This is a genomic window from Corynebacterium halotolerans, assembly GCF_050107895.1.
In the GTDB taxonomy this organism is placed as follows: domain Bacteria; phylum Actinomycetota; class Actinomycetes; order Mycobacteriales; family Mycobacteriaceae; genus Corynebacterium; species Corynebacterium halotolerans_B.
Genome location: NZ_JBNILW010000009.1, coordinates 89,021 through 109,628, shown reverse-complemented (window position 1 = coordinate 109,628; position 20,608 = coordinate 89,021). Strand labels below are relative to the sequence as shown.

At 66.4% G+C, this 20,608-nt stretch carries 20 protein-coding genes; 7 read left to right on the top strand and 13 right to left on the bottom strand.

Annotation, left to right across the window (positions count from 1 at the left end):
- The 3 genes from ACQCVD_RS10375 to ACQCVD_RS10365 are packed head-to-tail and all read right to left on the bottom strand — an operon-like array spanning position 1 to position 3,642.
- Positions 1–990, bottom strand: coding sequence for an ABC transporter permease (locus tag ACQCVD_RS10375; RefSeq protein ID WP_426823684.1), 990 nt, complete (start codon positions 988–990; stop codon positions 1–3).
- A complete protein-coding gene (locus tag ACQCVD_RS10370; RefSeq protein WP_426823683.1) occupies positions 987–2,555 on the bottom strand; it encodes a sugar ABC transporter ATP-binding protein in 1,569 nt (522 codons plus the stop codon). Before ACQCVD_RS10370 ends, ACQCVD_RS10375 begins: the two co-directional genes overlap by 4 nt.
- Positions 2,536–3,642, bottom strand: coding sequence for a LacI family DNA-binding transcriptional regulator (locus tag ACQCVD_RS10365; RefSeq protein WP_426823682.1), 1,107 nt, complete (start codon positions 3,640–3,642; stop codon positions 2,536–2,538). The genes ACQCVD_RS10370 and ACQCVD_RS10365 overlap by 20 nt, the downstream gene beginning before the upstream one ends.
- Before the next feature lie 308 nt (positions 3,643–3,950).
- Here ACQCVD_RS10365 and ACQCVD_RS10360 point away from each other — a divergent pair, with 308 nt between their 5' ends.
- The 3 genes from ACQCVD_RS10360 to ACQCVD_RS10350 are packed head-to-tail and all read left to right on the top strand — an operon-like array spanning position 3,951 to position 5,918.
- Positions 3,951–4,475 carry a hypothetical protein gene (locus ACQCVD_RS10360; RefSeq protein ID WP_426823681.1) on the top strand — a complete coding sequence of 175 codons (525 nt, stop codon included), beginning with the start codon at positions 3,951–3,953 and terminating at the stop codon, positions 4,473–4,475.
- Positions 4,468–5,034 carry a hypothetical protein gene (locus tag ACQCVD_RS10355; RefSeq protein WP_426823680.1) on the top strand — a complete coding sequence of 189 codons (567 nt, stop codon included), beginning with the start codon at positions 4,468–4,470 and terminating at the stop codon, positions 5,032–5,034. The genes ACQCVD_RS10360 and ACQCVD_RS10355 overlap by 8 nt, the downstream gene beginning before the upstream one ends.
- A 44-nt stretch (positions 5,035–5,078) precedes the next feature.
- Positions 5,079–5,918, top strand: a complete 840-nt coding sequence (locus tag ACQCVD_RS10350; protein ID WP_426823679.1) for an arylamine N-acetyltransferase family protein — start codon at positions 5,079–5,081, stop codon at positions 5,916–5,918.
- Here ACQCVD_RS10350 and ACQCVD_RS10345 read toward each other — a convergent pair.
- The 6 genes from ACQCVD_RS10345 to ACQCVD_RS10320 form a co-directional block, all read right to left on the bottom strand.
- Entirely contained in the window at positions 5,915–6,109 is a 195-nt protein-coding gene (locus tag ACQCVD_RS10345) for a hypothetical protein (RefSeq protein WP_426823678.1), read from the bottom strand. The genes ACQCVD_RS10350 and ACQCVD_RS10345 overlap by 4 nt on opposite strands.
- Positions 6,110–6,233: 124 nt before the next feature.
- Positions 6,234–7,358, bottom strand: a complete 1,125-nt coding sequence (locus ACQCVD_RS10340; protein ID WP_426823710.1) for a Glu/Leu/Phe/Val family dehydrogenase — start codon at positions 7,356–7,358, stop codon at positions 6,234–6,236.
- Between the two features lie 38 nt (positions 7,359–7,396).
- Positions 7,397–8,929, bottom strand: coding sequence for an L-piperidine-6-carboxylate dehydrogenase (gene amaB / locus ACQCVD_RS10335; RefSeq protein WP_426823677.1), 1,533 nt, complete (start codon positions 8,927–8,929; stop codon positions 7,397–7,399).
- Positions 8,922–10,337, bottom strand: a complete 1,416-nt coding sequence (gene hglS, locus ACQCVD_RS10330) for a 2-oxoadipate dioxygenase/decarboxylase (protein WP_426823676.1) — start codon at positions 10,335–10,337, stop codon at positions 8,922–8,924. The genes amaB and hglS overlap by 8 nt, the downstream gene beginning before the upstream one ends.
- Positions 10,338–10,355: 18 nt before the next feature.
- Positions 10,356–11,543 carry an NAD(P)/FAD-dependent oxidoreductase gene (locus ACQCVD_RS10325; RefSeq protein WP_426823675.1) on the bottom strand — a complete coding sequence of 396 codons (1,188 nt, stop codon included), beginning with the start codon at positions 11,541–11,543 and terminating at the stop codon, positions 10,356–10,358.
- A 162-nt stretch (positions 11,544–11,705) separates the two neighbouring features.
- Positions 11,706–12,392 (bottom strand): GntR family transcriptional regulator, encoded by a 687-nt coding sequence (locus tag ACQCVD_RS10320; RefSeq protein WP_426823674.1) that lies wholly within the window; start codon positions 12,390–12,392, stop codon positions 11,706–11,708.
- A 222-nt stretch (positions 12,393–12,614) separates the two neighbouring features.
- Here ACQCVD_RS10320 and ACQCVD_RS10315 point away from each other — a divergent pair, with 222 nt between their 5' ends.
- The 4 genes from ACQCVD_RS10315 (at position 12,615) to ACQCVD_RS10300 (ending at position 15,739) form a co-directional block, all read left to right on the top strand.
- Positions 12,615–14,282, top strand: a complete 1,668-nt coding sequence (locus ACQCVD_RS10315; RefSeq protein WP_426823673.1) for an alanine/glycine:cation symporter family protein — start codon at positions 12,615–12,617, stop codon at positions 14,280–14,282.
- 69 nt (positions 14,283–14,351) lie between these two features.
- Positions 14,352–14,921, top strand: coding sequence for an RNA 2',3'-cyclic phosphodiesterase (gene thpR / locus ACQCVD_RS10310; RefSeq protein ID WP_426823672.1), 570 nt, complete (start codon positions 14,352–14,354; stop codon positions 14,919–14,921).
- A 42-nt stretch (positions 14,922–14,963) separates the two neighbouring features.
- Complete coding sequence (locus ACQCVD_RS10305; RefSeq protein WP_426823671.1) at positions 14,964–15,404, top strand: hypothetical protein; 441 nt, start codon at positions 14,964–14,966, stop codon at positions 15,402–15,404.
- Complete coding sequence (locus tag ACQCVD_RS10300) at positions 15,401–15,739, top strand: transcriptional regulator (RefSeq protein ID WP_426823670.1); 339 nt, start codon at positions 15,401–15,403, stop codon at positions 15,737–15,739. The genes ACQCVD_RS10305 and ACQCVD_RS10300 overlap by 4 nt, the downstream gene beginning before the upstream one ends.
- A gap of 14 nt (positions 15,740–15,753) precedes the next feature.
- Here the strand turns inward: ACQCVD_RS10300 and ACQCVD_RS10295 are convergent, their stop codons facing one another.
- Genes ACQCVD_RS10295 through ACQCVD_RS10280 form a run of 4 tightly spaced genes read right to left on the bottom strand, consistent with a single transcriptional unit; the run spans position 15,754 to position 20,567 of the window.
- Complete coding sequence (locus tag ACQCVD_RS10295) at positions 15,754–17,229, bottom strand: dipeptide ABC transporter ATP-binding protein (protein ID WP_426823669.1); 1,476 nt, start codon at positions 17,227–17,229, stop codon at positions 15,754–15,756.
- A 3-nt stretch (positions 17,230–17,232) separates the two neighbouring features.
- Complete coding sequence (locus ACQCVD_RS10290; RefSeq protein WP_426823668.1) at positions 17,233–18,069, bottom strand: ABC transporter permease; 837 nt, start codon at positions 18,067–18,069, stop codon at positions 17,233–17,235.
- On the bottom strand, positions 18,066–19,031 hold the full coding sequence (locus ACQCVD_RS10285) for an ABC transporter permease (RefSeq protein WP_426823667.1): 966 nt from the start codon (positions 19,029–19,031) through the stop codon (positions 18,066–18,068). The genes ACQCVD_RS10290 and ACQCVD_RS10285 overlap by 4 nt, the downstream gene beginning before the upstream one ends.
- On the bottom strand, positions 19,032–20,567 hold the full coding sequence (locus tag ACQCVD_RS10280; RefSeq protein WP_426823666.1) for an ABC transporter substrate-binding protein: 1,536 nt from the start codon (positions 20,565–20,567) through the stop codon (positions 19,032–19,034).
- Positions 20,568–20,608 lie beyond the last annotated feature (41 nt).

Sequence of the window (20,608 nt, the reverse complement as noted above, 5' to 3'; positions counted from 1 at the left end):
TTATTGGGAGGTCTTGTTGCGGATGACGTCGAAGCCCACGGCCAGGGCGATGACACAGCCGATGACGATCTGCTGCCAGAAGCTGGAGACATTCAAGATGTTCAGGCCGTTGCGGATCACCGCCAGCAGGATCGCGCCGACCAGGGTGCCGGTGGCCTTACCGGTGCCGCCTGCCAGGGAGGCACCGCCGATGACCACGGCCGCGATGGCGTCGAGCTCATAGCCGACCCCGGCCTGCGGCTGGGCGGAGGCGAGCCGTCCGGCCATGACCAGACCGGCGAGTCCGGCGAACAGCCCGGCCAGGGCGTAGACGGAGACGAGGATCTTCTTCACCGGTAGGCCGGAGAGCCGGGCGGCCTCCATGTTGCCGCCGATGGCGTACATTGAGCGGCCCAGTACCGTGCGGCTGAGGATGAACCAGCAGGCCAGTCCAGCCAGCGCCATCATGAGGATGGGGATCGGCACCCCGGCGACGGTGGAGCCCAGCCAGTTGACGGAGGGAGCCGTGGGGATCGGGGACCCCTGGGAGATCACCAGCGTCACGCCGCGGGCGACGGACATCATCGCCAGGGTGGCGATGAACGCGGGGAGCTTGCCGTAGGCCACGGCCAGCCCGCTGATGGCGCCCGCGAGCAGCCCCATGGCGAGCCCGGCGAGCAGGGTGAGCCAGCCTGGCAGCCCGGTTTCCGTGAAGAAGTACGCCGAGACCATGGCACCGAGGGCGGCCACCGAGCCGACCGAGAGATCGATGCCGGCGGTGACGATGACGAAGGTCATGCCGAAAGCGAGGATGGCGACGGTGGCGGCCTGGATGCCGATGTTGATCAGGTTGGGAACGGTGAGGAAGTGCGGGGTGGCGATGAACAGTGCGACACAGAGCAGGACCAGGCCCACCAGCGCCCCGTTGTTCATCATCCATTGGCCGATTCTCCTGCCGGTGCCGGCAGAACGCCCGGTCCCGGTGGGCCGGGTGGTGGTGACGGTGGTCATCGGTTCTCCTTTTCAGACATGGGTTCCGCGGTGGCGGAATCAGCGAGGGCGTCAGGGGTCAGGGCGTCGTCGACCTGTGAGACCGCGAGCGCCATGATCGAGTCCTGGGCGGCCTCGGCGGCGGGGAGTTCGCCGGCCAGCCGGCCGCCGGACATCACCAGCACGCGGTCGGACATGCCGAGGACCTCGGGGAGTTCACTGGAGACCATGAGTACGGCACCACCGGCGGCGGTGATCTCGTTGATGATGTTGTAGATCTCCACCTTGGCGCCGACGTCGACACCGCGGGTCGGCTCATCCAGCAGCAGCACCTTCGAGCCGGCCAGGACCCAGCGGCCGAACACCGCTTTCTGCTGGTTGCCGCCGGAGAGGTTGCGGATGTGCTGGTCGATGCCGGCCATGCGGATCCGCAGTTTCTCGGCGACCTCGGTGGCGCGGCGGCGTTGGCCACGCCGGTCGGCCAGGCCGAACCGGGAGGTCGATCGCAGCGTGGCCAGCCCGAGGTTCTCCACCACGGGCGCGTCCAGAACCAGGCCCTGGGCCTTGCGGTCCTCCGGGACGTGGCCGACGCCGTGGCGGATCGCCTCGGCGATGTCGCCGCCCCGCAGCTTCTTCCCGGCGATTTCCACGGTGCCGGAGTCCACGGCGTCGGCACCGGCGATGGCGCGGACGACCTCGGTGCGGCCCGCCCCGACCAACCCGGCCATGCCGACGACCTCGCCGGCGTGCACCGTGAAGGAGACGTCGTGGAACTTGCCCTCGGAGCTGAGGTTCGACACCTCGAGCAGGGGAGTTCCGGCCCCGGGGGACACCCGGGGAAACTGGTCGTCGATGTCACGGCCGACCATGAGCCGGACCAGTTCATCTTCTCCGGTGGTGGCCGGGACTTCTGCGATGAACTTGCCGTCGCGCAGCACGGAGACGGAATCTGCGATCCGGGCGATCTCGTCGAGGTGGTGGGAGATGAAGACCATGCCCACGCCACGGGCCTTGAGATCGTCGACGACGGTGAACAGCTGCTCGATCTCGTGACCGGTCAGCGCAGCGGTCGGTTCGTCCAGGATGAGGACGCGGGCGTCCATGGACAGGGCCTTGGCGATCTCGACCAGCTGCTGGCGGGCGATGCCGAGTTGCCCGACGGGAGTGTCCAACCGGACATCGACTCCAATGGTGTCCAGCGCGGCCTGGGCCTGGTCCCGAAGCTTGCGGTGATTGACCAGGCCGAAGCGCTGCGGAGTGCGCCCCAGCAGGACGTTTTCCGCCACGGTCATGGTGGGCACCAGGTTCAGCTCCTGGTGGATGGTGGCGATACCGCAGGCTTCGGCAGCCTTGGTGTTGGGCAGGACCGTGGGTGTGCCGTCCACCAGGATCTGTCCGCCGTCCGGTTGGTAGACGCCGGACATCATCTTGATCAGGGTGGACTTGCCGGCACCGTTCTCGCCCAGGAGCGCCTGTACGCGACCGGGAGTCACGTCGAGACTGACGTGGTCTATGACGGTGACGGGTCCGAAGGACTTGGAGACGCCGTCGAGCTGCAGCACCGGTTCAGTGGGATGATCGCTCATGAAATTCTGCTCCTCCTTCTTTGACGTCGGGCAGTGGGGGTGGGGTTGTGCTCGCAGCGGAGTGCTCTGGCGGTGGGCCGGAGGAGTCCCTGATGCGCAGCGTCGTGGGCAGTCTGGTGATGGTCGGGGGTGATTTTCCGGACATCAGGTCCTGGAGCACCTCGAAGGAGCGGATCCCCAGCTCGGTGACGTTCTGGTCAATGACGGTCAGCGGCGCGGCCTGGAGACGGAAGACCGGGTTGTCATCGAAACCGATCAGGGCGATGTCGGTTCCGACCTTCAGCTGTCGCTCATGACAGGCCTCGAGGGCCCCGATCGTCATCATCGAGTCACCGGCGATGATGGCGCTGACCCCGCGGTCCAACAGTTCTCCGGTTCCGGCGTAGCCCTGAGACTGCTGGTAACCACCGTGGTAGACGGGTTGCCCAGGCAACCGGGCAGCTGTGGCGGCGGCCTCGAAGACCGACAACCGGTACCTCCCGGTGGAGGTGTTCAACGGTCCCGCAAGGTAACCGATGCTGCGGTGCCCCTGTGCCGCGAGATGGGACACTGCGGCGTTCATGCCCGGTGCCGGATCCGAGCTGACCGAGGGAATGTCTGTGCCGGGCAGTTCGCGGTCCGCCAGGACGATGGGGACGCCCCGGTTCCGGGTTGCGGCGAGCTGCTCGAGGTTGTCTTCGTGGGGCACGGCGATGATGCCGTCCACGCGGTGGTCCTGGAGCACCTGCAGAGCGCGGGAGAGGTCGTCGGCGTTCTCGTTGGAGTTGAAGAGGATTGTCGCCAGTTGTGCCCGACCGGCCGCCTGCTGCACGGCGGCGGCGAGGGCGGCGAAATAGGGGTTGATGACCGAGGGGATGGTCAGGCCGATCGTCCCGGTACGGGCGGCCCGTAGGGCCCGGGCCTGCGCATTGGGACGGTAGTGCACTTGTTCTGCCGCAGCCCGGACCTTGGCTACGGTCGCTGCGGTGATCGCCGGGTGCCCGCCGAGAGCCCGGGACGTGGTCGACACTGAAACCCCGGCCAGCTTCGCCACGTCCTTCAACGTGGACGCCTTGGTCTGGCGTAGGGGAGGAGGCTCAGGTGCCATCTGTGAGGATCCTTCAGCTCTGGCGGGAGGGTGAGTGGGACGGAGTGGAATTACTGGTGCAATCGTTTGCACAGCTAAGATGAATTTAACTTAAGCCGTGAGGTCGGTCACTGTCAAGTGTCTTCCGTGGCGGAGGTCAGCTGCTGCGCCAGGAGCGCGTGGCGCGATGGTTTCGTCCCCCGAAGCGGGGTGTGCGGCCGCCGTGACCTTTCCGGAACAGGTGCCATCTCCCGGGTTGCGCTGCGCGCTCTGAAACTAAACGGTCTTCACCGGGCCGAAGGAGACTTATCGGGTTAACCTTATTGCTCATGAACGAAAACACCTTGATTCTGCCCGAGTGGGTTGCCTCACAAGTTGCGGCGGCCGGTGCTTCCGGGGTGGATCTGCGACAGCTGATGGAGGAGAGGTTGTTTACTCCCTCGTCGGTTCGCACCGTGGCGGGGTCGGGTGACTTTCAGATCACCGAAGGCCGGGTCCACCGGCGGCCCACTCCCGGTGTTACCGCAGATACCTGGCTTCCCGCGGAGGATCCGGCGGTTGCGGTCCACGGCGGCGAGTATCTGGTGACGATCGCAGTGACCGGGGAACTGCTCGCCGGTGCCGGGCTGATTGTCCCGCGCTCAATCGCAGGAATGCTCGAAGTCCCGCGCTGGTACCACCGGGCCCTGGATTCCAGGCTGGGTAAGCGGGTGCTGCAACTGAGCGGTACCGCGGCGAGATTCAGTCCGATCGCGGATTTTCTCCTGGAACTGGACGTCCGGGAGGGGGATCAGGTGTCACTGGTCTTTTGCCGGAACGGATGGTTCGACGTCAGGCGGCAGGACATTGAGTGAGAACCAGGAGTTGCGTGTGATCCCCTCCCACCGGTCCCTCATGGCGTCGCTACCCGTCATGGGTTGGTTTCTGCTGGCCTTCGGGACACTGTTGTGTGGGGTGCTGCTGGCCACGGGGGCGGATTCCTGGTGGGCGGCGGGAGCCTCACTTGCCGCCGCGGTCATCCTGGCGGCGACCATTCTGCTGCTTTCCCGGTATACGACCCTCAGGCGCCTGCGCCCGCGATTCATTGTCTCCGGTACGCTGCTCACCGATGACCGGGGCAGGACGTTCGAACTGCAGGACATGGACGGCATCCAGACCTGGGTGGTCGAGCGGGGTGAGGCGGAACCGGCGCAGCTGTACTTCGCGTTGATCCCACGGGGCGAATCCACCCGGGTGGACCCGAAGTCGATCACTTCCGGCACGTACGGTCGGTACGGGGCCAGCGCACCACCGGTGCTGGCCCCCTACACCTTCTGCTATCAGTCGCAGTTGCGTCCCCGGCTGCACATATTCGCCGCCGAACTGCAGCGCCGGGTCCCACACCTGTTCATTGACCATGTGGGCGTGATGTAGCGGAACCGGGGATGGGTGGCAGCCTGAACTGGCACACTCGAGTCATGACGTTGCTGCAGCGGTATCTTGTCCGGATCGGCGCCGGCGAGGTCGGGGCCGATGAGGATCCCGGGGTTGTCTTGGACGACCTGCTGGCGCGGCACGCCGCCGCGATTCCCTTCGAGAACCTGGATCCCGTGTCCGGGAAACCGGTCTCATTGCTGCCGGAGGAGGTGGCGGCGAAACTGGTGGACGCCCGACGGGGAGGATTCTGTCACGAGCATGCCCTGCTCTCCCAGCGGGTGCTGTCGGAACTCGGATACGAGTGCTTCGGAATCCTCGCGCGTGTCTATCGTGACCCGGCGTTGCCCACACCGTCGGGACGGACCCATCACGCGACGCTGGTGCGGGTCAACGGTGAACTCCGCCTGTTCGACCCCGGTTTCGGCGGCGGGACCCCCACGAAGACGTTGCCGGTGCGGGCTGGAGGCCGGGTGGGGGAGTTTCGCCTGGTGCGCGCGGCGGAGGTGCTTCCCGGACAGCTGCAGGCTCCTGACGTGGAGTTGTTGCTGCAGCGCCGTGCGAGCGACGGCACCTGGGTCAACTTCTATGGCTTCGACACCACCCAGGCGCTGCCGGCTGATGTGGAGGTGTCCAATTGGTACGTGTCCACCAGCCCGGAGGTGATGTTCACCCGGCGGCCGGTGCTGTCCCGGCCACTACGGGACGGCACCCGCCACACACTCAGTGGTCGGACGTTTCGCACCGTCGGTCCACATGGTGAGTCGGTGGAGGAGGTGGCTGATCGCGACCGCTTCGGCGAGGTGGTCAGGGAGGTTTTCGGGATCGAGGCTCCGGCGGGGCTGCTGGACCAGGCATGGGGGAAGGCGCTCGACGCCGGTTAGGGCGTCACGGTTCCCGCCAGGACGGGCAGTACGCCGGCGATGCCGATGATCCAGCTGACCGCACTGCGGGAGCTGACACGGAGTTTCTCCTGCCCCCGTTCGAGGCGGTTCTGCAGGCGGTCCCGGAGCAGGAGACTGCGCAGGTCACCGAAGAGCTGCTCCCGTTGGTGAGCACCGGTTGGAGGAGTCACCCTCTGGTGGATGCTCGCTGCGGCTCCTGCTCGGGACGGTTCCGCGGATGCCTCGAAACGGAAAGTGGAACAGCATAGGGCCGCAGCCGGGGAAGGCCCCGGCTGCGGCCCTGTCGCAGCAGTGTCAGGCAGGCACCATCCGGCGGGCCCGCATGGCGGCGAGCACACGTTCCTGAGACAGCCGGCGGGCAGCTTCATGACTGGTCAAGCCGGTTGCCGCGGTGTGTTCCAGGACGGTGGTGGCGTTGGCACGGAGCTTTTCAGAGACGGTGGTGTAGATGTTGCTGGTGTCCGCCCGGAAAGCGGATGAGCGGTTGTCCATCGCGAAAGCCGCGGCCACCACGCCGCCTGCGTTCGCCACGAAATCAGGTACCAGCGACACCCCGCGTTCGCGGAGCACCTCCTGGGCGGATTCGCTGGTGGGCAAGTTCGCTCCCTCGACCACCAGTTTGGCCTGCATCCGGCGAGCTGCATCGGTGTCGATCACGTCCTGCATCGCGGCCGGAACCACGATGTCGGCGTCGGTGAAGAGCTCGTTGCCCGGCTTGATCCGCTTTCCGGGGAAGTGCTCGACCAGGTTGTCTCCGACCTCATCCCGCAGACGCAGCAGTTCCGGGACGTCCAGGCCGTTGGAATCGGCTATCGCCCCCTTGGCGGTCGAGATCGCCACCACGTTATAACCGAGTTCGGACAGCCGGGAGACCGTGGCGTGTCCCACCGCACCAAAGCCCTGCACCGCGACGTCTGTCCCGACCAGGTTATGGGCACGGGCAGCCTGATCGACGACCTCAGCGACACCGAAACCGGTGATACCGAGCTTGTCGTAGGGTATTCCACCCAATTCATGAGGTGTGCCCATGCTGGTGCCGCGGCCGAGCTCGTCGACGATGACCGCCGCGTCATCCTCGGTCAACCCCATGTCCAGGCCGAAGACGTATTCCTCGGGCACTTCGTTGGACAGCCGCCGGACGAAGGAGCGCAGAATCTCCTCTTTGTCGGGCGACTCCGGATCGGCCTGGATGCCGGCTTTGGCACCGCCGTAGAACAGGTCCACGCTGGCCCACTTCCAGGTCATCACCCGGGCCAGCCGGGCGATCTCCCCGACCGAGACCGTGGGCTGCATCCGGGTACCGCCCTTGCCCATGCCGCGGGCGGTGTTGTCGATGACCAGGACACCCCGCATCTTCGTCCGGGTGTCGCTGACCACGACGACTTTTTCCGGTCCCCAGTCATCGATGAGATCAAACATGTCCGACACTGATAGTTCTCCTTGGTGGAAGTCGCGGATCAGAGGAACTTGACGCCCTGGGCGAGCGGCAGTTCCCCGGAATAGTTGACGGTGTTGGTGGCTCGGCGCATGTAGGCCTGCCACGCGTCCGAACCGGACTCGCGGCCGCCACCGGTCTCCTTCTCCCCGCCGAAAGCGCCGCCGATCTCGGCGCCGGAGGTGCCGATGTTGACGTTCGCGATGCCGCAGTCGGAGCCTGCGGCGGAGAGGAAGATCTCCGCTTCGGCCTGGTTCTCCGTGAAGATGGCCGAGGACAGTCCCTGCGGAACCTCGTTGTGCAGGTCGATTGCCTCGCTGAAGTCGCTGTAGGTCATGACGTAGAGGATGGGTGCGAACGTTTCACTGCGCACCACCTCGGTCTGCGCGGGCATGGTGACGATGGCAGGCTCCACGTAGTAGGCGTCCGGGTACTCGTCCGCGAGCACCCGCCCGCCACCGGTGACCACCGTGCCGCCCTGGGCTTCGGCGTCGCGGAGCGCGTCCTGCATGGCGTCGTGACCGGCACGGTTGATCAGTGGTCCCACCAGCACTGATTCATCCCGGGGATCCCCGATGGTCAGGGTCCGGTAGGCAGCCACAAGCTTGTCCACCAGGTCCCCGGCGATGGACTCGTGGACGATCAGGCGGCGCATGGTGGTGCAGCGCTGTCCGGCGGTCCCGGCGGCCGCGAACACGATGCCGCGCAGGGCCAGGTCCAGGTCGGCATCGGGGGTGACGATCGCGGCGTTGTTTCCCCCGAGTTCCAGGATCGTGCGGCCGAAGCGCTCGGCCACCCGGGGACCGACCTCACGGCCCATCCGGGTCGAGCCGGTGGCGGAGACCAGCGGGACCCGCGGATCGTCGAGCAGCCGCTGTGCGGCGTGCCGGTCGGTCAACACCAGCTGATGGACGTCAGCGGGGGCCTCACATTCGGCGACGGCGCGGGCCAGGAGAGTGTGCGCGCCCAGCGCGCTGAGTGCCACCATGTCCGAGGGCTTCCAGACCACGGCGTCGCCGCAGATGAGGGCGATGGCGGTGTTCCAGGAGTAGACCGCCACCGGGAAGTTGAACGCGGAGATCACGCCGACCACCCCGAGTGGGTGCCAGGTCTCCATCAGTCGGTGGCCCGGCCGCTCCGAGGGCATGGTGCGGCCGTAGAGCATCCGCGACTGGCCCACGGCGAAGTCGCAGATGTCGATCATCTCCTGCACCTCGCCCTCGGCCTCGGAGAGGGACTTGCCGGCCTCGGCCTGGACCAGGATCGCCAGGTCCCGCTTGTGCTCGGTCAGCAGCTCGCCCCAGCGCTTGACGACGTTCCCGCGCACCGGCGCCGGGGTGTCCCGCCAGGTCCGGAAGGCGGCGTCGGCGCGGTCGATGGCGGTGGTGACGTCCTCGGCGGTGGCCCGGGGCAGGTTCAGCAGGGTTTCACCGGTCAGCGGGGAGCGGGTGGACAGCTCACCGGCGAGCTGCGCGGGATCCGCCCCGATGGTCTGCAATGCCTCGTAGACATTGTCGGACAGGGAGGTCTTGGTGGCGACGGCGGTGTTAGACATGATCTGCGTTCTCCTTGAGGGTGTCGTTGATGACGGGGGTGTTGAGCTGTTCGGACAGGTGAGCCACGGAGGCGTCCACCTGATGCTGGTAGAGCTGAAACGGGTCGGCGATCGGGCGGCCCATGATCTCGGCGAGTCTGGTCAGGTCATAGGGGGTTCCTTCCTGTTCGGCGTCCTTGGTGCCCTGGCCGGTCAGGTTCGACTGGAAGATGCCCGCCGCCGATCGCGGCAGGAAGTCCTCATAGACGATCGGGGAGGCAGCCACCGTGCCGGCGTCCAGCAGGTCACTGATCCGCACCGGGCCGGTCACGGCCGGAGCGGGGCCGGAGAGTTCGAAAGTGAAGTACGCCAGCCCCTGGCCCAGGAGACCCGCCTCGGTGTCCGGCAGGTGCTCCTCCCAGACCTCCCGGGCCACGTCAGTGCGGACCCCGCCGGATTCGCGGAGACGCCGGTCGGTGTCGATCACCATCCGGTCATAGAGAGCCCGTCCGGCCGGGGTCAGCGCGATGCCGCGCTGTTCCACTTCGCCGAAACGGACCCGGAGCGCACCGGGACCGACCGTGCCGTCCTCGAAACGGAACACCCTGTCCTCGGACAGGGCCCGAAAGGAGGTCTGGCGAAGCAGGACATCCGGGCCCCTCCAGTCCGGTGGTCCCTGGACCTCATCGATCATGGCGAGCCCGAGGTCCTCCATCCGGCGGTAGAGATCGTCGATGTCCAGCACCCGGGGAGTCAGATGATTGATGTGGGTGCTGGAGACCCCGCCGATATCCGCAGCCACCGCAGACACTTCCTCGAGTTCGCGGTACCAGGCGTGGTCCACCGGGTCCTCGGAGAGTTCGAAGGCTGCGGTGGCCAGCTCGAGCAGGTTGGCGGCCTCCTTCTCCGCCAGTCCGCCTGCCTCTGCGGCGCGGTCCGCGAGTGAGAGCAGCTCCGCTGGGAACAGTGTCCGGGAACTGATGAACTCCCGCAGCCGGTGCAGCTGGTCGGCGGTGAAGAAGCGGGGGTCATCAGTGGCCAACATCGAGGTGAACACCCGGAAGGGATTGCGCGCCAGTTCCGTGGCGTCGGTCGGGCGGAAGGCGGTGGAGACCACCGGCACCGCCGAGGCGGCGGCGTCGCGGAGGTCATAGAAGCCGACCGGATACATCCCGAAGGCCGCGAACACCCGGGCCACCTGTGACAGTTCCTCAGGGGACCCCACCCGGATGGCTCCGTGGCGTTCCGCGGTGACCCGGTCGATGGACCCGAGCCGCTCCGCCTCCCCACCCTCACGGTGGAGGAAATCGCGGTTGACCGCCTCGGACACCTCCACGAGCGTGGTGTAGGCGGGTACCTCGGTGCCGTACATCTCTGATAGCCGGCGCGCAAACTCCGCCCGTAGCTGCCAGGATTCCTGGAATGACATGTAGCTACCTTTCCCTGTCTAGATGATGTTGATCTCGCTGATGGACGAACCGCTGGTGAAGCGCTCCGCGTTGAAGGGGGCGGGGTCGATGAAGGACTCCCGTCCCAGATAGAGGTCGGTCATGAGTTCGCCGACGGCCGGCGCCTGCAGGAAACCGTGGCCGGAGAACCCGGTGGCGTAGAAGAATCCCGGGAGGTGGGGGGACTCGCCCAACAGGGCGTTCTTGTCCGGGGTGTTCTCGTAGTAGCCCGCCCAGCCCTCGGTGAGGTCGGGGGTTTCCAGTTCGGGTGCGAACACTGAGGCCGCCGCGTTGAACTCCCGCAGCCATTCATAGGAGTACTCCCGGCAGAACCCGCTCTTCTCCAGGTGGGAGATCCCGAGCAGCAACCCGTTTCCGTAGTTGTGGAAATACATTGTGGTGGACAGGTCCAGGGTGAAGGGGAGCCTCGGGTGCGGACTGGGCTGCTGCCGGGTCAGGCCCACCATGCGCCTGACGGCCTCCACGGGTAGGGGAACACCGGCCATCTCGCCGATCTCTGCGCTCCATGCGCCGGCTGCGCAGATGATCGCGTTGGTGCGGATCTCGCCCCGGTTGGTGATCACGGATTCAATGGTGTCCCCGGTGCGTTGCACGTCCAGTACCTGAGTGCGGTTGAGCAGGATCGCCCCCAGTTCCCTGGCTCCTTTGGCGTATCCTTCGACGACCTTGACCGGGGCGGCCCAGCCGTCGTCGGGGGAGTAGCTGGCGCCAGTGAGCGCTGACGCCCGCAGGAATGGATTGAGCTCGGCGGCCTCAGCCGCGGACACCATTCGTGAGTTCACCCCCAGGGACCGCTGGGTGGTGGTGCCCTGCTCGAGGTTGGCCAGTTCCTGTTCCGTGCGGGCGAGGAAGAGGTACCCCACCCGGTTGAGCATGATGTCCACCCCGAACTTCTCTTTGAACCCGGCGAACTCGTTCAGGGAGCGCTGTCCGAACAGCACGTTCAGGGGATCGGAGAAATTGGCCCGGACTCCGCCGAGGGGCTTAGCGGAGGAACCGCTACCGAACTCCGACTGTTCGATGACGACGATGTCGCGCACCCCCTGCTCTGCAAGATGCCAGGCGATGCTCATCCCCATCACACCACCGCCGATGATGACTACCTCGGCTGAGGCTGGCTGGGCAGGGGCTTCGGACAGGTCCAGGGGAACCGTGATCTGCGCCATGGTGACACTCCTTTCATGTTCTCGACAATGGATGGTTAGCGGTTATCGATAACCGTACTGCAGAAAAGAGTGTTGTGCATCACTTTGGGAAAATCTCGTGCGAACGCTCTGGCGGGAGGCTGTGACCTCGGGGTTTTCTGTCCCCAGCCGGTCTTTCAGGTCTTAGTGGCTGGCATCCGGCTTTGCGTAGGCGAGGTGATTGAGCATCAGTGCGGCCGCCCGGTCGTCGTCGCGCTCGACGATCGCGGTGGCCATGTCGATGTGTTCCTGGGCGCTGGGTATGAGTAGTCCCTGTTCCGGCAGGAAAAAGTAGGTGCCGTTGACGCGCGACTGGTCGCGCAGGGTTTCGACGAAGTCCTTCAGCCGTCGATTGCCGAGTAGGCCGACCATGTAGGAGTGGAAGGTGTCATCGGCTTCCAGGTACGGCTGGAGATCCTCGACACTGGAATCAGTCAGGGTTTTGAGGGTGTTGACGGCCAGTTGGTGGAGTTTTTGCCCCTCTTCCTGGGGGACGCCCCGTTGGGCGAGTCGTCGTACGGCCTCGACTTCGATCAGTTCGCGCAGCGTGTAGACCTCCCGCCGATCCTCCGGAGTCATCTCCACCACCCGGAAGCCGCGGTTGCGGACCAGCTCGAGCAGGCCTCGGTGGGTCAGGGACATCATCGCCTCACGAACTGGGCTGTTCGAGGTGCCCAGGCGTTTTGCGAGGGCGTTGGCGGAGTAGATCTCGCCGGGTTTCATGTCTCCGTCGAGGAGTGACTGGCGGATCAGTTCTTCAGTGGAGCTTTTCAGTGTCGCCGTCGGCAGTCCCGCCACGTCCAATTGGTCAAGCCAGTGTGTGCCGGACATGATCGGTTCCTCTCAATTGCTGCGTTGGGCAAATTATACGTAGTTAGCCAGAGGAGTGAAAGTTTCCCAAACTCCTGTCGCTTATCGATAACCCGGTGTATGTTGTAGTTCACATCAATCCAAAAATGAGATCTGCACTACCGGTCATAGAATTGACCGGGATCCAGTTCCAGGAGGAAGCATGCATCCACAACCTGACCCGAGGCTGAACGGAGAACCGTCATGAATTCCGGAAGCTCGATCAATGATCTGATCCAGGGAGTTTTTGGTCCCGTTGTCGACGTCCTGGAAACCGTCGTCTTCTTCGCGGTACCCATCTTCGGTGCCGACGTACCTGTTCTGGTGATCTGGCTCTTTGCCGGCAGCGTCTTCCTGACGTGCTGGCTCCGGGTCCGTCCCATCCGCGACGCAGTGCAGACCTTCCGCGTCGTCCGTGGGCATCTCAGCAGACACAGAGACCCCGGGGAAGTGACCAGCTTCCAGGCAGTGGCCACTGAGTTGTCCGGCACCGTCGGGTTGGGCAATATCGCCGGCGTGGCGGTGGCGGTCTCCATCGGTGGCCCCGGCGCGACACTGTGGATCATCATCGCCGGAGTGCTCGGTATGGCGGTGAAAATGGCGGAGGCCACCCTGGCGCAGATGTTCCGGAGAGTGCACTCGGACGGCAAGGTCTCCGGAGGGCCGATGTACTACCTGCGCGACGGACTGGCGTCGGTGGGGCGGCCGAAGCTCGGCAAGACCATGGCCTTCATCTACGCATTCTGTCTGATGATCGCGGTGATGGGGGCCGGCAACCTGTTCCAGTCGAATCAGATGACCGCTCACCTGATCGACGCCACCGGTGGTGATGAGGGGCCGCTGGCCGGGTACTCCTGGGCGGTCGGGGTCGTCCTCGCAGTCATCGCGGGGCTGGTCATCCTCGGCGGCATCAAGACCATCGCGAAGATGACCAGTCGCCTCGTGCCGGTGATGACGGTCCTGTATGGCGGCAGCGTGATCATCATCCTGGCGGTCAACTTCAATCAACTTCCGGAGGCGGTCCGTCTGATCGTCCACGGCGGGCTGACCGGGGAGAGCATCCAGGGCGGAATGCTCGGCGTCGCGGTGATCGGTATTCAGCGTGCTCTGTTCTCCAACGTCGCGGGTGTGGGTACCGCCGGCATGGCGCACGCGGTGACCAAGAACCGGCGCCCGGCGGAAGAAGGATTCGTCGCCGCCTGGGAACCCTTCCTGGACTCGGTGGTCGTGTGCACCATGACCGCACTGGCGATCATCGTCACCGGTTCCTATGGCGGATCCGATGTCGACGGCATCAACCTGACCACCCAGGCCTTCGCATCGGTTCACAGTGCGTTCCCGTACCTGCTCACCGTGTGCATCGCGCTCTTCGCCTTCTCCACGATCCTGAGCTACTCCTACTACGGCAAGAAGGCGGCCGGATACGTGTTCGGGCAGAGCCGCGTCGCCGAGCGTATCTATGACGTGGTGTACCTGGTCATGATCGTGGTCGGTGCCTCCGTGACCCTGGATACCGTCGTCCGGTTCTCGGATGCGATGTTCTTCCTGGTGACGGTGCCGAACCTGCTGGGTATCTACCTGCTCGGAAAGGTGTTGCGGCGCGAGATCCAGGGGTATCGTCACGACGCCGCCTGCGGGCGGATCCCACTCGTCCCGGAAGAGGAGCGGTCCACCATGCTGGGGAGACCGATGTCCGACAAGATCGCCGAGGCGGGACTGGTTTCCGGCAGGAGGAGTGGCCCCGGGACATCGGCGGGGGCCGAATCCGCCGAGGGGAGAACCCGGAATGACACGGCGTTGCTCGATCCGGGGTCTGAGGGAGAGGCCGATGGAGCACGGCAGACAGGGCCGATCCGCCGGGGCGAGGACTAGTTTCAGTCGTCCGCGCGCAGGTGCAGCTTCTTGCTGGCGTAAACCACGGAGCCGCAGTAGCGTCGGGCTATGCGACTGTTCGCCTCGATGTCCCCCTCAGAAGAAGCCCGCGAACACCTGGTCAGGGCGCTCCGGCCGATCCGGAGAGATCTCGGCGCGGATCTGCGTTGGACCGATCCGGATCAGTGGCACCTGACACTGGCCTTCTATGGGGAGCAGCCGGAGGGGGCGGTGGATGAACTGCTGGCCCATCTGCGGGTCGCAGCCGCCGGAACACCGGCCCTGCGGCTCGCGCTCAAGGGGGCGGGCTCCTTCAACCGGAAGAATCTCTGGGTCGGGGTGGGTGGTGATACCCCGGCTCTCAAACGGCTGATGGCCGATTGCCTGCTGGATCCGACAGAGCGGCAGCGCCAGCGTGCGCATCTGACCGTGGCCCGGAACCGGGTCCGCAACCGCGACTGGGATCCGTTCTTGGCCGACGTCGTCCGTGCCCTGTCCGTCTATGAGGGACCGGATTTCATGGCCGACCAGATTCACCTGGTCCAGTCCACGCTCGGCGCCGGCCGCAGCGGCGGGGCGCTGCATGAGGTGATCGGTTCCGTGCCCCTGGAAAACCGCGATCTGCCGTTGACACGCTAGGCTTCCTTGGTTTCCGTCTCGTCGGCCCATACACTTTCCACCATGGAAAACCAGCGCGACGCGAAGCCCGACGCCACGGCTGCCCGCCAGGCCCTGGCGGCAGTGGCGGACCTGGAGGCTGCCACCGCGTGGCGTCCGGCGCGGTGGGTGATGATCCTGATTGCCGCCGTGCTCGGTGCCAGTGTCACCGCCTTTGCCTGGGAATGGTTCTGGTGGGGTTTCGGTCTGCTTGCGGCGCTGGCGGTGCTCGCTTTCGTGCTGCGGCGGAAGATCGCCGACCCGTACATCAGACAGCGGCCCTGGCAGGAACTGGAGAAACAGGAATCCCCGGCAACCAGGGAGACGTGGATCTCCGCCGGCTTCGGGCTCTGGGTACCGATGACCATCCTCATCCCGGCGGACCTCCGGTGGCTGGGCGCGCTGGTCGGCTGCGCCGCGGGAAGCCACGCCTACTACGCGATCAAGTGCTTTGGAACCCGATGAACCATGATGACGTAGGAGCGCTGGATCCGGTGATCCATCCCATCAACCGGCTGCGGATCTGCGCCGCGCTCCACTCCGCCGGGGCCCGGGAAGGTGACGGGCCTGACCGGGAGATGAAATTCGCTGTCCTGCGTGGTCTGGTTGAACTCAGCGACGCGACCCTGTCCAAGCAGCTCGGCGCCCTGGAATCTGCCGGTTACCTCCACCGCCACCGCGAATACGGCTCCAGCCGGGCAAAGGACACGGTGTGGATCTCCCTGACCGCGAAGGGGGTGGCAGCCTTCCAACACCACCTGGCAGCGTTACGGGATATCGCGGGGCAGCCGGAGTACTGACACCGCCACCGGCTTCAGGCGCCCTCGATCCGCGGCACCGCCGCCAGCAGCTCACGGGTGTAGGGATGTTGCGGGTGATCCCACACGTCCGCGATGTCGCCGTGCTCGACAATCCTGCCCTGGTGCATGACCACGGCGGTCGAGCACACCTGGCGGATCACGGACAGATCATGGGAGATGAACACCAGGGTCAAACCGTATTCTTCCACCAGCCGGTCCAGCAGGCTGAGCACCTGGGCGCGCACCGTTGCGTCCAACGCTGAGACGGCCTCATCCGCGAGCAGGATCTCCGGTTTCGGGGCCAGCGCCCGCGCGATGGAGATACGCTGACGCTGGCCACCGGAGAACTGGTGCGGATATCGGTGCGCCGCATCCTCCGGCAACCCCACCTCCCGCAGCACCTGCGCCACCCGTTCGGCCCGCTGTGCCGCGCTCATTCCGGTGCCCAGCAGGGTTTCCTCGACAGAGGAGAACACCCGCATCCGCGGATCCAGCGAGGACATCGGGTCCTGGAACACCAGCTGACTCCCCGCGGTCACCTCCACTGTTCCGCTGCTCGGGTGGTCCAACCCCGCAATCAGCCGCAGGAGAGTGGTCTTGCCTGAGCCGGAGCCGCCGACCACGCCGAGGCGTTCCCGACGGCGGACGGTGAGGGAGACGTCGTCCAGCGCCCGGGTCTTCTGGTACACCCGTGACAGTCCCCGGATGGTGACCACCGGCTCCCCGGGGGCGGAGTCCGGGAAGGACTCCCCGGGGCGGTAGGCGGCGACCAGTTCGGCCGTGTAGGCGTGCTGGGGGGAGGCGAGCACGCGGGCGGTGGGGCCGGTCTCCAGCACGTGGCCGTTCCGGATCACCACGACCTTCTCGCAGACCTGGCTGATCACCCCCAGGTCATGGGTGATGAACAGCAGGCTGATGCCGCGCTTGTCCACCAGCTCCAGAATCAGGTCGAGCACCTGGCGCTGCACGGTAACGTCCAGCGCGGTGGTGGGTTCATCGCAGATCAGCAGGTCGGGGTCATTGGCCAGCGCCATGGCGATGAGGACGCGCTGACGCTGCCCGCCGGAGAGCTGATGGGGGAAGGCACGCAGCTTCTCCGCCGACAGACCCACATCGGCGAAGAGTTCCCGGGCCCGTTCCTTCGCCCGGCGCCGCGGTGTGCCGTGGATCGTCATCATGTCAGTCACCTGATGTTCCACCCGCATCAGCGGGTCCAGGGCCGTCATCGGCTCCTGGAAGACCATCGCCACCCGGTTGCCGCGGAGTTTGCGCATCGTTCGTTCCCGCAGCCGGAGAAGATCCTGGCCCAGGAAGGTGATCGTGCCTTCAGGTTCGAGTCCTGTCGGCAGCAACCCCATGATGGCCAGGGCCGTCAGGGATTTTCCTGAACCGGATTCCCCGATCAGCCCCACGCGCTCCCCGGCGGCGATGTCGAAACTGACATCATGCACCAGATCCGCGATGCTCAGTTGTCTGGTCTCGAGCACCATGGGCTACCGCCGCCTTTCCTTCGGATCGAGCACGTCACGCACGCCGTCGCCCAGCAGGTTGAATCCGAGCACGGTCACGGCGATCGCCAGGCCCGGCCACAACGCCAGCTGCGGGGCGGAACCCAGCGAGGCCTGGGCGGACTGCAGCATCCGCCCCCAACTCGGCTCCGGCGGCGGGGTGCCCAGCCCCAGGAAGCTCAGCGCCGCCTCAGCTAGGACCGCCAGTGCGAACGCGACGGAGGCCTGCACGATCAGCATGCCGACGATATTGGGCAGCACGTGCCGACGTGCGATCTCCGGGTCGGGGCGGCCGGCGTCGCGCGCGGCGGCGATGTAGTCGTGCGTCATCACCTGCAGCGTGCCGGAGCGCGCCACCCGGGCGAAGGCCGGGATACCCGCGACACCGATCGCGGTCATCGCGGTGACTGTCGACGCCCCGAACACCGCGCCCGCGACAATGGCGAGCAGCAGGGCGGGGAAGGCCAACAGCAGGTCGGAACCACGCATCACCAGGGCCTCCACCCAGCCCCGCCGCATGCCGGCCCAGATGCCCAGCGGAGTCCCCACCAATGTGGAGATCCCCACCGCCACGACTCCCACGAAGAGAGTGATCCGGGAACCGCTGAGAATCTGGGAGAACACGTCCCGCCCGAAGCGGTCCGTGCCCAACAGGTGACTCAGGCTGGGGCCCGTCAGTCGCTCGGCCGGGCTCACCTGCACCGGATCATGGGGAGTCCACAACAGGGAGAGCAGTGCCGCGACCACCACCAGGGCGACGACGACGGCGCCGACCTTGCCGCTGACCGGCAGGCGGCGGAAAAAATCCCGGGCCCGCCTCATCGGTCGGCCCGCCGCGGGGTCTCGGCTTTCCGGCCCAACCGGGGGTCGAGCAGGGTGTAGGAGATGTCGATGAGGAGATTGACCACCAGGGTGAACACGACGAGCAGCATGACGATGGTCTGCACGGTGGTCAGGTCCCGGGTGCTGACGGCGTCGAGCAGCATCGACCCGAGCCCGGGCAGGGCGAAGACCTGCTCGATGACCACCGCCCCGACAACGAGGCTGGTCAGCTGCAGACCGGTGACCGTGAGCACGGGCAGGGCGGCGTTGCGCAGTCCGTGACGCCGCAGGGCCCGGGCCACCGACATGCCCTTGGCGCGGGCCGTGCGCAGGTAATCCTGCGTCATCACCTCCAGGGTCGCCGAACGCACGTAGCGGGTCAGGATGGAGGCCTGCACCGCCGTCAGGGCGATGACCGGCAGGACCAGTCGTCGCAGGAACTCACCGAAGTCCGCCGCGGGCGGCACCCAGCCGTTGGCGGGCAGCCACCCCAGTTGCACGGCGAAGACCGCCACCAGCAGCACGCCGGCCAGGAAGCTGGGGAGCGCGATGCCCACCTGGCTGCCGGCGGTGATCGCCAGCCCATCCAGGTGCCGGGCGCGCCGGGCGGACCACACCCCGAGGGGGAGGGCGATCAGCAGGGAAGCCGCCATGGCTGTCCCGCACAGGATCAGGCTGACCTGGGTCCGGTCGATCACCAGCGGGGAGATGTCGGTCCGGCTGGTCAGGGAGGTTCCGAAGTCTCCGCTGAGCAGTCCACCGACCCAGGAGAAGTACTGGGCGATCAGCGGCCGGTCCGTGCCCAGTTGCGCGGCCAAGGCGGCCACCGCTTCCGGGGTGGCGTTGACCCCCAGGGCGATCTGTGCCGGATCGCCGGGGATGGCGCGCATGAGCAGGAAGATCAGGATGCTCGCGAGGAACAGGGTGAACAGGAAGCGGACGAGCTGACGGAGAATGAGCATCTACTCCACCTCCCCGGCCGGCATCTGGCGGCTGATGCCCGCCAGCGGCAGGGCGTCGGTGACCACATCCGGTTCCACGCCGGTCACCCCCGGCGCGCTCAACACGATGTTGGGGACGTTGAGCAGGGTGTCCGCCCCGGCCTGGTCCATTATCTCGGCCACCGCCGCCTGCATGTGCCCCGCCTGTTCCGACAGCGGCCCCGTGTCCGCCAGCATCAGCTCCTCGCGGACGAGTGCGGAGTCGAAGCCCAGGTAATAGTCCGGGTTGCCGAAGAGCACCGGAATGTCCCGGGCCTCGACGTGGGCGATCAGCGACATCTGGTAGTCATGGTCACCCATGACCTCGGCCAACCAGACCGCGGGGAACTCGGTGCTTTTCAGCTCGACGTCGAAGCCGACGTCACGCAGCTGGGAGTACAGCACCTCGGCGGTGGCTTCGGCGTAGGGCAGGGAGGGCACTGAGATGGTCACCTCCGCCTCACCCGGCTCGTAGCCGGCCGACGCCAGGAGCTGCCGGGCACGCTGCGGGCCAACGGGATACCGGTCGGATTTCCCGTACCAGGGATCACTCGGCGGGACGGGGACCCCGCCGGTGTCGGTGCCGTGGCCCTCGTAGACGAGGTCGATGATCGCCCGGCGGTCCACGGCATGCATCACCGCCTGCCGCACCCGCACGTCATCGAAGGGGGCCACCCGGTTGTTCATGCTCAGCAGCAGCTCGCCCTGGGTGGTGCCCACCGCGACGTCGTAGTTGTCCGGGAGGTTGTCCAGCAGCTCCGGCGCCTGCATCGCCCACACCAGGTCCACGTCGCCGGACTGCAGGGCGTTGGTGGTGGCCGTGGCGTCGGAGAAGTAGCGGATGGCGGCGGTGGCGTTCTCCGGTTCCGGCCCCCAGTAATCGGGGCGGGTCTCGAAGGTGATGGATTCCCCCACGGCCCACTGCGCCACCGTGTAGGGGCCGGTCCCCACGGGGTCGGTGGCCAGCGTGTCGATCCCGTTCGGGGTCATCATCGCCCCGATGAGGGTGCCCATGGACCACAACCAGTTGTTACTGGGCCGTTCGAGGGTGACCTGCAGGACGTGGGGAGCCAGCACCGTCGTGCCAACCACCGCATCCATGCCGGCGGCGAGCCCGTTGGTCCAGTTATCCTGCACGTAGCCGATGGAGAATGCGGCGGTTTCCGCGGTGAACTCGTCGCCGTTGGAGAAGGTCACGTCCTCCCGCAGCTGGAAGGTGTAGACCGTGCCGTCCTCCGACACCTCCCAGGAGGTGGCCAGGTGGGGCACCACTTCGCCGTCGGCGGTGATGCGCACCAGTCCCTCGTAGACGTTCGACATCAGGGCCTGCGGGATCGCGGCGCCGCCGGTGGTCGTGAAATCCAGTGAGGCTGGCGCTGAGGTGGTGCCGACGACGATCGTGTCGGAACCGCTGATCCTGCCTATCGACGTCGCCGTGGACCCGGCGTGGCACGCGCTGAGAGCGACGGCGGGCAGCGCCGCCGCCACCACAACGACGCTGCGTATCAGGGACCTCATGACATGCAGGCTAGTTTGCCGCGGCGAGGGCGGGGAAATCA

Bases quoted from the DNA above. Each gene is read 5' to 3' on its own strand.
- ACQCVD_RS10375 (WP_426823684.1), bottom strand. From the start codon at position 990: ATGACCACCGTCACCACCACCCGGCCCACCGGGACCGGGCGTTCTGCC.
- ACQCVD_RS10370 (WP_426823683.1), bottom strand. From the start codon at position 2,555: ATGAGCGATCATCCCACTGAACCGGTGCTGCAGCTCGACGGCGTCTCC.
- ACQCVD_RS10365 (WP_426823682.1), bottom strand. From the start codon at position 3,642: ATGGCACCTGAGCCTCCTCCCCTACGCCAGACCAAGGCGTCCACGTTG.
- ACQCVD_RS10360 (WP_426823681.1), top strand. From the start codon at position 3,951: ATGAACGAAAACACCTTGATTCTGCCCGAGTGGGTTGCCTCACAAGTT.
- ACQCVD_RS10350 (WP_426823679.1), top strand. From the start codon at position 5,079: ATGACGTTGCTGCAGCGGTATCTTGTCCGGATCGGCGCCGGCGAGGTC.
- ACQCVD_RS10340 (WP_426823710.1), bottom strand. From the start codon at position 7,358: ATGTTTGATCTCATCGATGACTGGGGACCGGAAAAAGTCGTCGTGGTC.
- amaB (WP_426823677.1), bottom strand. From the start codon at position 8,929: ATGTCTAACACCGCCGTCGCCACCAAGACCTCCCTGTCCGACAATGTC.
- hglS (WP_426823676.1), bottom strand. From the start codon at position 10,337: ATGTCATTCCAGGAATCCTGGCAGCTACGGGCGGAGTTTGCGCGCCGG.
- ACQCVD_RS10325 (WP_426823675.1), bottom strand. From the start codon at position 11,543: ATGGCGCAGATCACGGTTCCCCTGGACCTGTCCGAAGCCCCTGCCCAG.
- ACQCVD_RS10320 (WP_426823674.1), bottom strand. From the start codon at position 12,392: ATGTCCGGCACACACTGGCTTGACCAATTGGACGTGGCGGGACTGCCG.
- ACQCVD_RS10315 (WP_426823673.1), top strand. From the start codon at position 12,615: ATGAATTCCGGAAGCTCGATCAATGATCTGATCCAGGGAGTTTTTGGT.
- thpR (WP_426823672.1), top strand. From the start codon at position 14,352: ATGCGACTGTTCGCCTCGATGTCCCCCTCAGAAGAAGCCCGCGAACAC.
- ACQCVD_RS10305 (WP_426823671.1), top strand. From the start codon at position 14,964: ATGGAAAACCAGCGCGACGCGAAGCCCGACGCCACGGCTGCCCGCCAG.
- ACQCVD_RS10300 (WP_426823670.1), top strand. From the start codon at position 15,401: ATGAACCATGATGACGTAGGAGCGCTGGATCCGGTGATCCATCCCATC.
- ACQCVD_RS10295 (WP_426823669.1), bottom strand. From the start codon at position 17,229: ATGGTGCTCGAGACCAGACAACTGAGCATCGCGGATCTGGTGCATGAT.
- ACQCVD_RS10290 (WP_426823668.1), bottom strand. From the start codon at position 18,069: ATGAGGCGGGCCCGGGATTTTTTCCGCCGCCTGCCGGTCAGCGGCAAG.
- ACQCVD_RS10285 (WP_426823667.1), bottom strand. From the start codon at position 19,031: ATGCTCATTCTCCGTCAGCTCGTCCGCTTCCTGTTCACCCTGTTCCTC.
- ACQCVD_RS10280 (WP_426823666.1), bottom strand. From the start codon at position 20,567: ATGAGGTCCCTGATACGCAGCGTCGTTGTGGTGGCGGCGGCGCTGCCC.